Origin of the sequence: Streptomyces sp. MS06 (assembly GCF_047200655.1) — a bacterium.
Classification (GTDB): Bacteria; Actinomycetota; Actinomycetes; order Streptomycetales; family Streptomycetaceae; genus Streptomyces.
Genome location: NZ_JBJZOJ010000004.1, coordinates 21,375 through 33,496 on the forward strand (window position 1 = coordinate 21,375; position 12,122 = coordinate 33,496).

A 12,122-nucleotide genomic window follows, 5' to 3' on the forward strand; every position below is an offset into this window, starting at 1 on the left:
GTCCGGCGAGATTGATATGCATCACGCATATGATGTGCCACTCACACACCATATGTGTCATACATATCGATGTGAGAGGATGATCCCGTCCGGGCGCCCACGAGCCGGCGCGGCCGCAGCGGGAGACGGGAGGCGCAGGCGCCATGGCCAGGCCGACGCACGAGGTCGAGTACGAGCAGATGCTGCTCAGCAGGTACACGTACCTGCATCACGCGGGGGGCCGCCGCAAGGACGGCGTACTGGAGCGCAGCGCGTACATCCTGCTCAGCCGGATCCGGGTGCAGGGGCCGATGTCCATCGGCGAGCTGAGCGACGCCTTCGGTCTCGATGCCTCCACGCTCAACCGGCAGACGGCGGCGGCGATGCGGGCCGGGCTGGTGGAACGCATCCCGGACCCGGACGGCGGGATGGCCCGCAAGTTCCGGATCACGGTGCGGGGCGAGCACCTGATGGAGGAGGAGCGCCAGGGCATCGTGCACAGTCTGGACGAGGTGATGACGGACTGGCCGGACGAGGACATCGCGGCCTTCGCCGCATACCTCAAGCGCTTCAACACCGATATCGAGCGGATCGCCGGGCGCCCCTGGCCGCGCCCCTGAGGCGGCACCGGCGGGAGCGCACCACGCCACACGGCTTGTGACCGCACGCGGGCGGCACCCCCGGGCCGGCTCCGTGCGCCCGGTCGGCGAGCCCCGCCGTGTGCGGCGTGGGTGCGGTCAGAGGCGCTGGCCGTGCGCTGGGCGCGTGCGGTCGACGGCGGGATCGGTGAGCCGGTAGGAGCGCACGACCGCGGTGGTGCATCCTCCGACCAGGGCGGCCGCCCAGCCGGCCAGGTCGCGCAGCGGTCCGGCCAGCGAGACCCCGGCCCGCGCGCCGCGGGGAGGCACCCGCCCCGAGGGGTCGTACACCACCGCGAGGGCGTCCCCCGGCCGGGTGGCCTGCCCGCAACCGCGCCAGATCCTGACCTTGAGCGGGACTCCGTCCCGGTCCGCCACCGAGCAGAAGTACCGTCCCGGGCGTGCGGCGGCCGCTCCTCCGCCCTGCACGGAGGTGACCACCACGGACTGCTCCCGGCCGCGCTGCGCGAGGACCACGCCCGCCGCCGACTGCGGGGCGTGCAGTGCCAGGCAGACGCCGAGTACCAGGACGATGCCGATGAGCGCCCGGCCGGCCCGTACGGCGGTCAGGTGGACGGCCAGCGCAAGGGCGCACACCAGACCGGCCTCACCGTCCGCCAGCACCGGCGCCCCGTTCCAGGCGCCGCCGACGGCGACCCCGATGATCACTCCGGCCCCGAGCGTGCCGGTCAGCAGCCCCTCGACCAGCAGGCGCAACGGCGGCGGCCCGACGAATTCGGCGGGGCCCCACACCGATGCCCTGACGTGGTCCATCAGGAGCGGGGACGCTCTAAGGCGCCGCGGCGCACCGCTGTGGCGTCCGGCCATGCGCGCACCCCCTCCGGGCCCCGTTCGACGAGAGGCCGCCCTCCCCGATCCCTTGCATTATGCAAAACCGGCGGCGGGCCCGGCGAGGAGCCTGCGGCGACGCACGGGCGCCACCGCCTCTGGACTTTGCGCTGAACGTCTGTTTAACATACTGTACATGCGTTCAATCGAGGACGACCGGACCACGCGTGCCGTGATCAGGGACGAGGCCCTGCGCCTCTTCGCCGAACACGGCCCCGAGACGGTCACCGTGCGCCAGATCGCCGCGGCGGCGGGCGTGTCGGCAGGCCTGGTCGTGCACCACTTCAAGTCCAAGGACGGTCTGCGCCAGGAGGTCGACCGGTACGTTCTGGCCGCGTTCGGAGCGATGCTCGGCGAACTCACCGGCCCGAACGGAGAGGACCTGCTGGACCCCGGCGCCGGAGGGATGTCGCTGAGCGAGGTCTTCGCCCGACACCTGCCCGCCGACTCCCCGCTGCCGGGCTACCTGCGCAGGCTGCTGCTGGCCGACACGGAGGCGGCGCGGGAGCTGTTCCGCAGGCTGTTCGAACTGAGCAGGGCGGCGCTCGACGACCTGGCGGCCGCCGGCCTCGCGGACCGCGGCCGCGATCCGGTGGTGCGCGCCGCGTTCCTCCTCGCCAACGACCTCTCGCTGTTCCTGCTCCGCGACCGGCTCACCGAGGTCGTCGGCGTCGATCCGCTGTCCCCCGACGGCATGACCCGCTGGGCGCCGGAGATGCTCAGCATCTACGCCGCCGGGCTCGGAGCCGCCCCGCAGCCCCCGCCCGCGCCGCCCGCTCCCGACGCACCGCAACCGCCGGCCGGAGCGCGGGACCCGGAGGCGGCGCAGCGGCCGCAGCGACCGGAGGACACCCCCGGTGCGCAGCGACCCCACCGACCGGAACACCCCGGCGAGCCGGAGCCCCCGCACCAGCCGGAGAGCTCCACCGAACCGCACAACCCGCACGGGCCGCACGGCCCGCAGGGACCGACCGCGTAAGGAGAGTGCGCACCATGCCGACAGGACCGACTCCCACCCCGCCGCCCCTGCTGGAGGCCCGGGACATCCACAAGTCGTACCGCAGCCATCGCGTGCTCACCGGGGCCGACCTGACCGTGTCCCCCGGCGAGCTGGTCGCCGTGGTCGGGGAGAACGGCGCCGGCAAGTCGACGCTGCTCAAGGTCCTCGCCGGAACGCTCACCGCGGACAGCGGCGAGGTGCGCCTCGCCGGAACGCTCGGCTACTGCCCGCAGGACCCGGTTCTCAACGCCGGCCTCACGGTCGAGCAGCACCTGCGCTACTTCGCCGCCGCGTACCGCCTGCCCACCCTGGACCGCGGCGACGAACTGCTGGACATCCTGCGCTACGAGTCCTACCGCGACACGGCCGTCGGCGAACTCTCCGGAGGCACCCGGCAGAAGCTCAACCTGACCCTGTCCCTGCTCCACGATCCGGACGTCCTCCTTCTCGACGAGCCGTACCAGGGCTTCGACTGGGAGACGTACCTGCGCTTCTGGGACGTCGTCGACGACCTGCGCGACCGCGGAAAGGCCGTGGTGATCATCACTCACCTGGTCTTCGAGCAGGACCGCTTCGACCTGCTGGCCGACCTGACCGACGGCCGGATCACCCCCCGCACCGCGTCCAAGGAGGACCACCGTGCCGCCCTCTAGCGCACTCCCGTCCGCAACGCCCTACCGCCAGTTCCCCACCGCCGTACGCTTCTGCGTGCGCGACCAGACCCGCAACCGGCTCGCCGCTCTGCTCCTGGTCCTGTTCGTCCCCGTGTGGTACCTGGTGATGGACGCCATGGCCGGGCACGAGCCACTCGACTTCAAGCTGTACGCGACGGGCCGGGTGCTGCACGTCGACGGCGGCCATCTCACCGTCATCTCGGCCGGACTCAACTCGGTGACGATGATCGCCGGCTTCGTCGTCTTCGACGCGGTCCGCAAGGCGCTCGCCTTCGACCGGCGCCTGGTCTTCGCCGGTTACCGTCAGCCCGTACTGATCGGCGCCAAGTCGCTGGCCACCACATTGGTGGCGACCGCGATCGCGCTCTACACCGCCCTCGCCCTGCTGCTGTTCTGGCGGCCGGGGGCCGGCGGCTGGTTCGCGGTCCTGGCCGGGTTCACCACCATCGCGCTGACCTACGGCGCGCTCGGACTCCTGCTCGGCGTGCTGGTGCGGCATGACCTGGAAGGCTTCTTCCTGATCATCATGGGCGGCCTGATGGACACCTTCCTGCAGAACCCGCTGGGCAACCCGCTGGCCAACAAGCCGATTCTGGAATGGTTCCCGTCGTTCGGACCCATGCAGTTCGCCGTCGGCGGCGCCTTCGGGAACACCGCGCTGTGGGGTCACCTGGCGCTGGGCCTGGCATGGGCGGTCGCCTTCGGCGCCGCCGGGCTGGTCATCTTCCGGATCCGGACCCGCGTCCACACCCGCTGACGCCCCCGGGTGCGGCTCACCGCCGGGAGCCTGCTCCCCGGCCGCCGGGCCTCCGGCTCCCCCCGGCGGCCCGGCGGCCCGGCGGCCGCGTCGTACCGGGGCACCTGGTGCCCGCCGCCCCGCCCCGCCATTCGCGTGCCGGGACCGGGGCGCCCCCCGTGTCATGCGCGTGCCGGGGCCGGAGCGCACCGTGGGGCAGGGCGAGCGGAGCGCCGCTCCCACCGCCGTGCCGGGCGCCGGGAGGCGCCGGAGGCGGAGCCCGCAGCCTTCGGCCGGAGATCGGCCGGAGATCGGCCGGGGATCAGCCCTGGATCAGCCGGGGATCAGTCGGGGGTCAGCCGGGGGTCAGCCATGATCGGCACAGCCACCAGGCGTCGACGGCGCCGAACGTCGTGTTCGGGTTGACCCCGGTGGCCTCGGCGAAGCGCTGCAGGCGGTTGCGGACGGTGTTGGGGTGGACGAACAGCCGCTCGGCGGCCTCCGCGACGTCCCTGTCGGCCTCCAGCCAGGCACGGACCGCGAGCGCCACCGGCTCGGCGTTGACGCCGAGCGCCGCCAGGGCCTGCTGGTGGCGTTCGAGCAGGACGGTGGCCAGGTCGGCCCGGTCCAGCACCGCGGCGAGCGCGGCGACCTCCGCCACATGGACGGTGCCGGTCCGGCCGGTGGCCTCGGCGGCCGCCAGCGCCGCCACCGCCAGGCGCCGCGCGGCAGCCAGTTCCTCGGGCCCCGTGGGCCCCGCCAGGCCGGCCCGTCCGGGTCCGGCGAGCCCACCCGGCGGCGCCTGGGCGAGCACGCCCACCAGCAGTCCGTCGACCACCGCAGAGAGGACCGCACCCTCGCCGGGAAGCCGGTGCTGCACACTCCCGCCGTCCGCGTCCGGGCGCAGGACCAGCAGCCACAGGCCGCCCGACGGCAGACCCGCCTCCGCAACCGCGAGCGCCGCCGCCGACCCGCCCTGCAGCACCCGGCGCAGCAGCGCGGCGTTCCGGTTGCCTGCCCGCACTCCCTGGTCGGCCCTCGTCGCCCGGTGGGCCTCGATGAGCCGGGCGCGCACGGCCTCCGCCCAGTCGTCGTACAGCTCGCGCGCGTCCAGCAGGAGCTCGGCGCCGACGCCCGCGCCGGGGGCCATCTCCCGTGCTCGCGACCAGATCGCCCGCTCCGCCACGTGCACGGCGCGCAGCACCGCCTCGATCGGCACACCCTGCCGGGCGCGGGTCACTCCCAGGTCCTCCACGAAGGACAGCTCGGCCGGTGTCGGACCGCGCCGGGCCGCCAGCGCCCGGGTCGCCGCGGCCAGCAGGGCGCGGGTGTGCCCGGCGATGTCGGCCGAGGTCAGCGCGGCGACCTCGGGAACCATCGTCCGGACACCGGCCACCGAGGAGGACAGCAGGTCGTCCTCGCCGACCACCCGCTCGATGAGTTCCACGACCGCGGACCAGTCGTCAGTCGGATCCATCCCGCGATCGTGGCCCGTGTTGTGGCGGAGCACAAGGCAGGCGCCGAAGACCGTGGGCCACGCCATGGCCGCCGCCGTTCCGGCTGCCTACTGTTGGCATCCGTCACAACGCCGGCGCGGAGCAGCGGCCGGAAGCCGGGACGGCTCGAGGTGCCGGACCGGACCGGTGGCCGCCGGCCCCGCCCGCCACCACCGCGCACACAGGACGCGAAACGAGGATTGCCCCATGACCCAGGTGGTCGCCATCACCGGCGCGGCCGGCGGCATCGGCGCGAGACTGATGCAGCGCTTCACCGAAGCGGGCTGCACGGTGGCGGGCCTGGACCTGCCCGGTGCCTGCCCGCCCGGCGACGACCGCTTCCTGGCCTGCGACATCACCGACGAGGAGCAGGTGAAGGAGGCCTTCGACCGGCTGGCGGCCCGCCACGGGCGGCTCGACGTCCTGGTGAACAACGCGGGGATCTCCGCCATCGGGGGCCTGCTGGACCACGACGTCGCCACCTACCGGCGGGTGCTGGAGGTCAACTACGTCGGATCGCTGATCTGCACCCGTGCCGCCTTGCCGGCCCTGACCGCCTCCCGGGGGCGGATCGTGGTGCTCAGCTCCGTCGCGGGCTTCGCTCCGGTGCTGGGCCGCCCGGCCTACGTGGCGGCCAAACACGCCGTCACCGGGCTGTTCACCGCACTGCGACCCGAACTCGCGCCCCGAGGGATCTCCGTCACGATGGTGCACCCCACCTTCGTCACCGGCGGCATGACCGAGGTGCCCCGCGCGGCCGGGGTGTCGCGTCCCGTCACGGGATCGGAGGTCACCTCCGACCAGGTGGCCCGGGAGATCGTCCGGGCGGTGTCGGGCGGCAGGGACCTGCTCCTGGTCGGGCGGACCGCCCGGCTCGCCTGGTGGGCCAACCGCATCTCGCCCCGGGGCTATCTGCGCCTGATGGTGCGGCGGCTCCGCGGCAACACGCCCTAGCGGGCGGCGCGCTGCGGCCGGCGCACCGGGAGCACGCTCCGCCGGCCGTCTTCCCCGGGGCCGGTGGCGGCGCCCGCCGCGGACCACTCCCCGGCCGGCGCCGCGCGGGTCCTCCCGGCCGCGTCCCCCGCTCCCGCCAGAACCGCCCGTCAGTTCCGCCCCGTCAGTTCCGCCCCGTCAGTTCCGCCCCGTCGGACCCGCCCCGTCGGTCCCGTTCCCGTCCTCGCGTCCCCGGAGGAGACACACATGACACCTCACTGCCGCGTCGCCGTGATCGGCGCCGGTGCAGCCGGCCTGGCCACGACGAAAGCCCTGCTGGAAGCCGGCTGCGACGTGGTCGCCCACGAGAAGGGCGACCGGCCCGGTGGACTGTGGGCGCGGGACAACGCGAGCGGCCTGTCCCCCGCCTACGCGTCGCTGCACCTGAACACCAGCAAGCGGCGCACCCAGTTCGCGGACTTCCCCATGCCGGCGCAGTGGACCGACTACCCGTCGGCCGACCAGGTGGCCGGCTATCTCACCGACTACGCGCGGGCCTTCGAGCTCACCGGGCACATCCGCTTCCGCACCACGGTCACGGCCGTGGACCGCGACGGGAGCGGCCCCGGATGGCGCGTCGGCACCGAGGACGGCCGGGAGGACCGGTTCGACGCCGTGGTGGTCGCCAACGGCCACAACTGGGATCCGCGATGGCCCGCTCCCGCGTACCCGGGCGCCTTCACCGGAGACCAGATGCACGCTCACGACTACCGCACGGCGGAGGTCTTCCGCGGCAAGCGGGTCCTCGTGGTGGGCACGGGCAACTCCGCCATGGACATCGCCGTCGACGCCTCGTACGCCGGTCGCGGCCCGGTGCTGCTCTCCGCCCGCCGCGGTGTGCACATCGTGCCCAAGTACCTGTTCGGCCGGCCCTCCGACGCGACCGGCGGCGCGCTGGCCGTGCTGCCTTGGCGTGTCCGGCAGCGGATCGCGGAGACCCTGCTGCGGGTGGCCGTGGGGACGCCGCAGAGCTACGGTCTGCCGGCCCCGGAGGGCGGGCTGCTCCAGAACCACCCCACGGTCAGCGACACGATCCTGCACCGCCTCACCCACGGCGAGGTGGCCGCCCGTCCCGCGATCGACCGGCTCGACGCCGGAAGGGTGGTCTTCACCGACGGGACGTCCGACCCGGTGGACATGATCGTCTGGGCCACCGGTTACCGGGTCGCGATGCCGTTCCTGCCCGTCGAGTGGACGGGCGAGGACCCCGAACGGCTGCCGCTGTACAAGCGCGTCTTCCATCTGGACGACCCCGGCCTCGCCTTCGTGGGACTGATGCAGTCCACCGGTGCCGCGCTGCCGGTGGTGGAGGCCCAGGCCAAACTGGTCGCGGCCTGCTACGGCGGCCGCTACGCGCTGCCCGCGGTGCGGGACCAGCGACGTTCGGTGGAGCGTGCCCTGCGGGCCGCCATCGAGCGCTGGGGCCGGGACCGGCGCCCGATGATGCGGATCGACTTCGACCGGTACGTCGCCGACCTGCCGCGCGAGATCGCGGCCGGACGCACCCGGCTGGAACGCGGTGGCGGCCTCCCCTTCGCGCCGGCCCGCCGGGAACGGACGGTGCGATGAGTGCCGCCCCCCGCCCCCTGGCGGCCCTGCTGGGCGGTCGCCGCAGCGCACGCGGCCTGCGAGTGGTCGTCACCGGAGCCTCCGGCACCTTCGGCCGGGCCGTCTGCGCGCGGCTGAACGGGCTCGGCGCCCGAGTGGTCGGGCTGGACCTCGCCCCCCGGCCGGACGACCCGGTGCAGGTCGTCGGCTGCGACATCACCGACGACGCGAGCGTCGAGGCGGCGGTCGGCACGGCGGTCGGCGTCCTCGGCGGTATCGACGTCCTCGTCAACAACGCCGGGATCGGGGGCCCGGCACCGGCCGAACTGCCGCCCGGTTCGGAGGTACGTCGCCAGCTCGAGGTCAACCTGCTGGGCACCTGGCGGGTGACCGCCGCGTGTGTCGGCGAGTTGGTGGCATCGCGCGGGCGGGTGGTCATGCTCGCCTCGCGGATGGCCGTTCTGCAGCTCCCGCTGGCGGCCGCGTACGGGGCGTCGAAGCGGGCGCTGGTGGCGTACGCCGACGCCCTGAGGCTGGAGGTCGGCACCCACGTCGGCGTGACCTGCGTGTACCCGTCGGCGGTGCGCAGCCCCATCCACGACTCGACGGCCGCCGCGGGGCTCTCCCTCGAAGGCATGAGCACGTACGAGCCGCTCGAAGGGGTGGTCGACGCGGTGCTGCGGGCCGCGCTGAGCCGCAGACCCCGCCGTGACCTGGCGACCACGCGCAAGGGTGCCGTCGAGTTCTTCCTGGCCCGGCATCTGCCCGGGGTGACGGACCGGATCGTCGCCCGCACCCTCGCCGCACGGGTCCGCTCCGGCGCCTTCGGCGGCGCCGAAGCCGCCGCCGGGGTCGTCCGGCGCCACTCGGAGGAACCGTGAGCACCGCTCCCGGCAGACCGCTGCCCGGGGCGCTTCCGCAGCCGGCGCCGAGCGGGCGGGCCACCGCCGCGGCACTCACCGCCTACGCCGCCGGCTCCGTGGGGATGGGCGTGTGGGTGACCGTCCCGGGGCTCCTGCTGCTGTACTTCCTGACCAACTCCCTCGGCGTCTCCCCGTCACTCGCCGGGGTGGCGCTGCTGCTGCCCCGGGTCCTCGACACGCTCGTGCATCCGCTGCTGGGTTCCCTGTCGGACCGGCAGGCGCGCAGGTCGGGGCATCGGCTCGGGATGCTGCGCTGGGGACTGCTGCTGGCGGCGGCCATGGTGGCGGTGTTCACCGTTCCCGCCGGTTGGCAGGGGCTGCCGGCGGCACTGTGGGTCGGTGGCTGGTTCGCCGTCGGCAACCTGCTCTTCGCCTCCTTCCAGGTGCCGTACCTGACCACACCGTCCGACCTGCGCATCGGCTACCACGAGCGCACCCGCGTCTTCATGTACCGGATGCTCTTCCTGACGTTGGGCCTGCTCGGAGCGGGGGTCGCCGCCCCTGCCCTGGTACAGGGCGGCGGCCGTGCCGGTTATGCGCGGATGGCCCTGCTGCTGGGCGGTGCCATGGTGGTCTGCGGGCTGGTCGCCGTCTCGGGAGTGCGGCGGCTCACCGCGGAGTGCGGCTTCCGCGTCCCCCGCCGGCAGCCGCACTCGCTCGTCGGCGACACCGGGACCGCCTGGCGGGACCGGGACTTCCGGGCTCTGGTGCTGTCGTACCTCCTGACCGGCACCACCACTCACCTGTTCCTGGCCGGGCTTCCCTTCTACACCGACCACATCCTCCACGACGACACGCTCACCACGGTGCTCATGGGCTGCTTCCTCTGCCCGGCCGTGCTCGCCGGACCCGGCTGGACGGCGCTGTCGCGGCGTATCGGCAAGCAGCGGGGGCTGCTGTTCTCGCAGGGCGTCTTCATCGTCGGCTCGCTCGCTCTGTCGATGGGCGGGCGGCTAGGCACCGCGACCACGGCAGCCGTCGTGGTCGCGATGGGATGCGCGTTCGCGGGCCTGCAGTTGTTCGCCTTCTCGATGGTTCCGGACGCGGTTGCCGCCGCGGAGGCCCGGGGAACCGCACTCGCCGGTGCCTACACGGGTGTGTGGACCGCCACGGACGCCGCGGGAACGGCGGTGGGCCCGTACCTCTATTCCGCCGTCCTGACGGCGGGGGGTTTCGTCTCCAGCGCCGACGGGCGCACGGCGGTCCAGTCCCACGGCGCGCTGACCGCACTCCTGGGCGGTTTCACCCTGGTGCCGGCCGCCCTGATGGCCGGGGCCCTCGCCCTTCAGCTCCGCTGCCGCCTCGAGTCCCGATCGGCGCGCTGACGGCGGCCCGCCCCCGCGACCGCCGTCCCGGGGGCACCGCCGCGGACGAGGGCGGGCGGCCGTGCGCGTCACACGGATCGCCCTGCCGACGCGGCCGAGGCCGACGACCCCGCGGGGGCGGGCGACACGGGTGCCGGGGCGGTGGTGCCCGGCGCCCTGTCGACCGGTGCGGCGCTGCCCGGTCCGGCAGCGGCGGACGTCGGGGAAGCGGTGGCCGGGGAAGCGGCGGACGGGGAAGCGGCGGACGGTGAGGGGGCCGGGGACGGAGAAGCGGCCGGGGACGGCGGGGGCCCGGCGACCCTCGAGGTACCGGGAGGTGACGCGGGCGCCGTGGACGGCGGGGTGGACGGCGTCGCCTTCGGTGCCCCCGCCGACGGCGAGGGCGTGCCGCCTGCGGTGCCGGGGGTGGTGGTGGGAGCGGGCGCGGTGACCGCGGGGGCCGGCGAGGAGGAGGACGGTGCCGGACTGTGCTGCTGCACCACCTGCTCGGCGGTGGCCGTGGCGGTCGGCACGGGAGCGGGGACGGCCGGGATCCCGGCGGCGGCCGCCGCCTGGGCGGAGGCCGGTGCCTTGGTGGGGCCGCCCTTCAGCGGGTGCGGAGCGGACGCCGCGGCTCCGGGTGCGGTCACCAGGAGGGCGCGCGGCGGCGCCGGGACGGCGGGGATCACCACGCCGACCGGGCCGAGGTCGGACGGCGCGGCCGACTCCGAGGGCGCGGGCGCCGGAGCGGGGTCGGCCTTCTTCCTCAGCGGCTCGTCGGCGCTTCCCGGGACCAGGACGGGCATCCAGGGTGCGTTGGAGTTCCCGGAGGCCAGTGTCGCGGCGATGACCGCGGCGTAGACCGAGCACGCCATCCCGACGGCCTTGCCGAGCCGGCGGTACCGTCTGCTGCGCCGGCCCGAGTCGTCGACGAAGACCGGGCTGTCGGAAGCCGCAGGCTCGTCGCCCGGACCGAGCGGCCGGCCCTCCGGCCGGCCGGCGCCGGTGCCGAGCCACACGGTCAGCTCTTCGTCCTGCCCGCCTCCCCCACCCGCCGGTTCCCCGGTGGCCGACGGCCCTGCCCACGGATCCCCGAGGGGTGCGGCCAGGGCACGGCTTCCCCCGGTGGCCGCCGGTGAATCCGCTCGGTCGGACGGTTCACCCCGCGCGGCCGACGCGGCTGCCTGTGTGGTCGACGGTTCAGGCTGGGCGTCTTCGCGCCGCTTGTTCACGTGCACTTGCTTCCTTCACGGCATCGGCAAGGGAGCACGCACGACTCCGAGCCCAACGCCGCCGGAACAGGCCCCCACCTGCCCGAGCGCCCCCCTGCATCTGTCTGCTCGGCGGAAGAGAACATATCGGCAACTGGACCCCAGAAGCCGTAAATATCAATACTGCCCGGAATTGACCGGTTGATCGCGAAGCGGAGTCCATCCCCGCTCGGGAGATCGTCTCGGCCGAGCAGCGGCGGGCCGGACCCTCCGGTCCGGCCCGTGTCCGATTCGCGCCCCGCCCGCGGGCCGGGCGCCGTATCGTCGCGCCCATGAGGGTCCGTCACAACGTCCGGGCGGTTCTGGTCGACGGCGACCATCTGGTGCTCCTGCGCCGACGATGGTGGCCGGGCGGCCCTGCGTACTGCACGACGGTGGGTGGCGGCGTCGAGGCGGGCGACACCGGGCTGGAAGCGGCGCTGCGCCGAGAGGCGATGGAGGAGATCGGCGCCACGATCGGCCCGGCCACCGAGTTCCACACGCTGACCGAACCGGGCGAACGGGTCACCGTCGTGCGGCACTTCTTCCACGCGGACGTGCTGGAGGTCGACCTCCGCCGGCGTGGCGGCCCGGAGCTGGACGACCCCGACTGCGGCGAGTTCACGCCTGTCCGGATCCCGCTGGAGGTGTCCGCGGTGACGGCCTTGGGTCTCCGGCCACCCGAGCTCGTCGACCAACTGGTCGAGCACGCCCGGGCGCGGGGCTACTGAG

General features: G+C 74.3%; 12 protein-coding genes. 10 read left to right on the plus strand and 2 right to left on the minus strand.

Features of this window, described 5'->3' with window-relative positions; translation table 11 throughout:
- Nucleotides 1-143: 143 nt before the first annotated feature.
- On the plus strand, nt 144-599 hold the full coding sequence (locus tag ACL02U_RS03090) for a MarR family winged helix-turn-helix transcriptional regulator (protein ID WP_412789021.1): 456 nt from the start codon (nt 144-146) through the stop codon (nt 597-599).
- 117 nt (nt 600-716) lie between these two features.
- Here ACL02U_RS03090 and ACL02U_RS03095 read toward each other — a convergent pair whose 3' ends face one another.
- Nucleotides 717-1,391 carry a hypothetical protein gene (locus ACL02U_RS03095; protein ID WP_412789022.1) on the minus strand — a complete coding sequence of 225 codons (675 nt, stop codon included), beginning with the start codon at nt 1,389-1,391 and terminating at the stop codon, nt 717-719.
- Nucleotides 1,392-1,602: 211 nt separating this feature from the next.
- Here ACL02U_RS03095 and ACL02U_RS03100 point away from each other — a divergent pair, with 211 nt between their 5' ends.
- The 3 genes from ACL02U_RS03100 to ACL02U_RS03110 are packed head-to-tail and all read left to right on the plus strand — an operon-like array spanning nt 1,603 to nt 3,897.
- Nucleotides 1,603-2,445, plus strand: a complete 843-nt coding sequence (locus ACL02U_RS03100; protein ID WP_412789023.1) for a TetR/AcrR family transcriptional regulator — start codon at nt 1,603-1,605, stop codon at nt 2,443-2,445.
- A 14-nt stretch (nt 2,446-2,459) separates the two neighbouring features.
- Nucleotides 2,460-3,119 carry an ABC transporter ATP-binding protein gene (locus ACL02U_RS03105; protein ID WP_412789024.1) on the plus strand — a complete coding sequence of 220 codons (660 nt, stop codon included), beginning with the start codon at nt 2,460-2,462 and terminating at the stop codon, nt 3,117-3,119.
- Complete coding sequence (locus ACL02U_RS03110; protein WP_412789025.1) at nt 3,106-3,897, plus strand: hypothetical protein; 792 nt, start codon at nt 3,106-3,108, stop codon at nt 3,895-3,897. The genes ACL02U_RS03105 and ACL02U_RS03110 overlap by 14 nt, the downstream gene beginning before the upstream one ends.
- A gap of 334 nt (nt 3,898-4,231) precedes the next feature.
- Here the strand turns inward: ACL02U_RS03110 and ACL02U_RS03115 are convergent, their stop codons facing one another.
- Nucleotides 4,232-5,353, minus strand: a complete 1,122-nt coding sequence (locus tag ACL02U_RS03115; protein ID WP_412789026.1) for a helix-turn-helix domain-containing protein — start codon at nt 5,351-5,353, stop codon at nt 4,232-4,234.
- Nucleotides 5,354-5,579: 226 nt separating this feature from the next.
- Between ACL02U_RS03115 and ACL02U_RS03120 the strand changes: the two genes are divergently transcribed.
- The 6 genes from ACL02U_RS03120 to ACL02U_RS03145 all read left to right on the plus strand — a co-directional run bounded on the left by ACL02U_RS03120 (nt 5,580) and on the right by ACL02U_RS03145 (nt 12,121).
- A complete protein-coding gene (locus ACL02U_RS03120) occupies nt 5,580-6,326 on the plus strand; it encodes an SDR family NAD(P)-dependent oxidoreductase (protein ID WP_412789027.1) in 747 nt (248 codons plus the stop codon).
- A 246-nt stretch (nt 6,327-6,572) separates the two neighbouring features.
- Nucleotides 6,573-7,934, plus strand: coding sequence for a flavin-containing monooxygenase (locus ACL02U_RS03125; protein ID WP_412789028.1), 1,362 nt, complete (start codon nt 6,573-6,575; stop codon nt 7,932-7,934).
- A complete protein-coding gene (locus ACL02U_RS03130; protein ID WP_412789029.1) occupies nt 7,931-8,794 on the plus strand; it encodes an SDR family NAD(P)-dependent oxidoreductase in 864 nt (287 codons plus the stop codon). The genes ACL02U_RS03125 and ACL02U_RS03130 overlap by 4 nt, the downstream gene beginning before the upstream one ends.
- Nucleotides 8,791-10,161 (plus strand): MFS transporter, encoded by a 1,371-nt coding sequence (locus tag ACL02U_RS03135; protein WP_412789030.1) that lies wholly within the window; start codon nt 8,791-8,793, stop codon nt 10,159-10,161. The genes ACL02U_RS03130 and ACL02U_RS03135 overlap by 4 nt, the downstream gene beginning before the upstream one ends.
- Before the next feature lie 144 nt (nt 10,162-10,305).
- The gene (locus tag ACL02U_RS03140) at nt 10,306-11,001 is read left to right on the plus strand and encodes a hypothetical protein (protein WP_412789031.1); all 696 of its coding nucleotides are present in this window, start codon (nt 10,306-10,308) and stop codon (nt 10,999-11,001) included.
- A gap of 682 nt (nt 11,002-11,683) precedes the next feature.
- Nucleotides 11,684-12,121: an NUDIX domain-containing protein gene (locus ACL02U_RS03145; RefSeq protein WP_412789032.1), complete on the plus strand. Its 438-nt coding sequence runs from the start codon at nt 11,684-11,686 to the stop codon at nt 12,119-12,121.
- Nucleotide 12,122: the final 1 nt, after the last annotated feature.

Bases quoted from the DNA above. Each gene is read 5' to 3' on its own strand.
- ACL02U_RS03090 (WP_412789021.1), top strand. From the start codon at position 144: ATGGCCAGGCCGACGCACGAGGTCGAGTACGAGCAGATGCTGCTCAGC.
- ACL02U_RS03095 (WP_412789022.1), bottom strand. From the start codon at position 1,391: ATGGACCACGTCAGGGCATCGGTGTGGGGCCCCGCCGAATTCGTCGGG.
- ACL02U_RS03100 (WP_412789023.1), top strand. From the start codon at position 1,603: ATGCGTTCAATCGAGGACGACCGGACCACGCGTGCCGTGATCAGGGAC.
- ACL02U_RS03105 (WP_412789024.1), top strand. From the start codon at position 2,460: ATGCCGACAGGACCGACTCCCACCCCGCCGCCCCTGCTGGAGGCCCGG.
- ACL02U_RS03115 (WP_412789026.1), bottom strand. From the start codon at position 5,353: ATGGATCCGACTGACGACTGGTCCGCGGTCGTGGAACTCATCGAGCGG.
- ACL02U_RS03120 (WP_412789027.1), top strand. From the start codon at position 5,580: ATGACCCAGGTGGTCGCCATCACCGGCGCGGCCGGCGGCATCGGCGCG.
- ACL02U_RS03125 (WP_412789028.1), top strand. From the start codon at position 6,573: ATGACACCTCACTGCCGCGTCGCCGTGATCGGCGCCGGTGCAGCCGGC.
- ACL02U_RS03130 (WP_412789029.1), top strand. From the start codon at position 7,931: ATGAGTGCCGCCCCCCGCCCCCTGGCGGCCCTGCTGGGCGGTCGCCGC.
- ACL02U_RS03145 (WP_412789032.1), top strand. From the start codon at position 11,684: ATGAGGGTCCGTCACAACGTCCGGGCGGTTCTGGTCGACGGCGACCAT.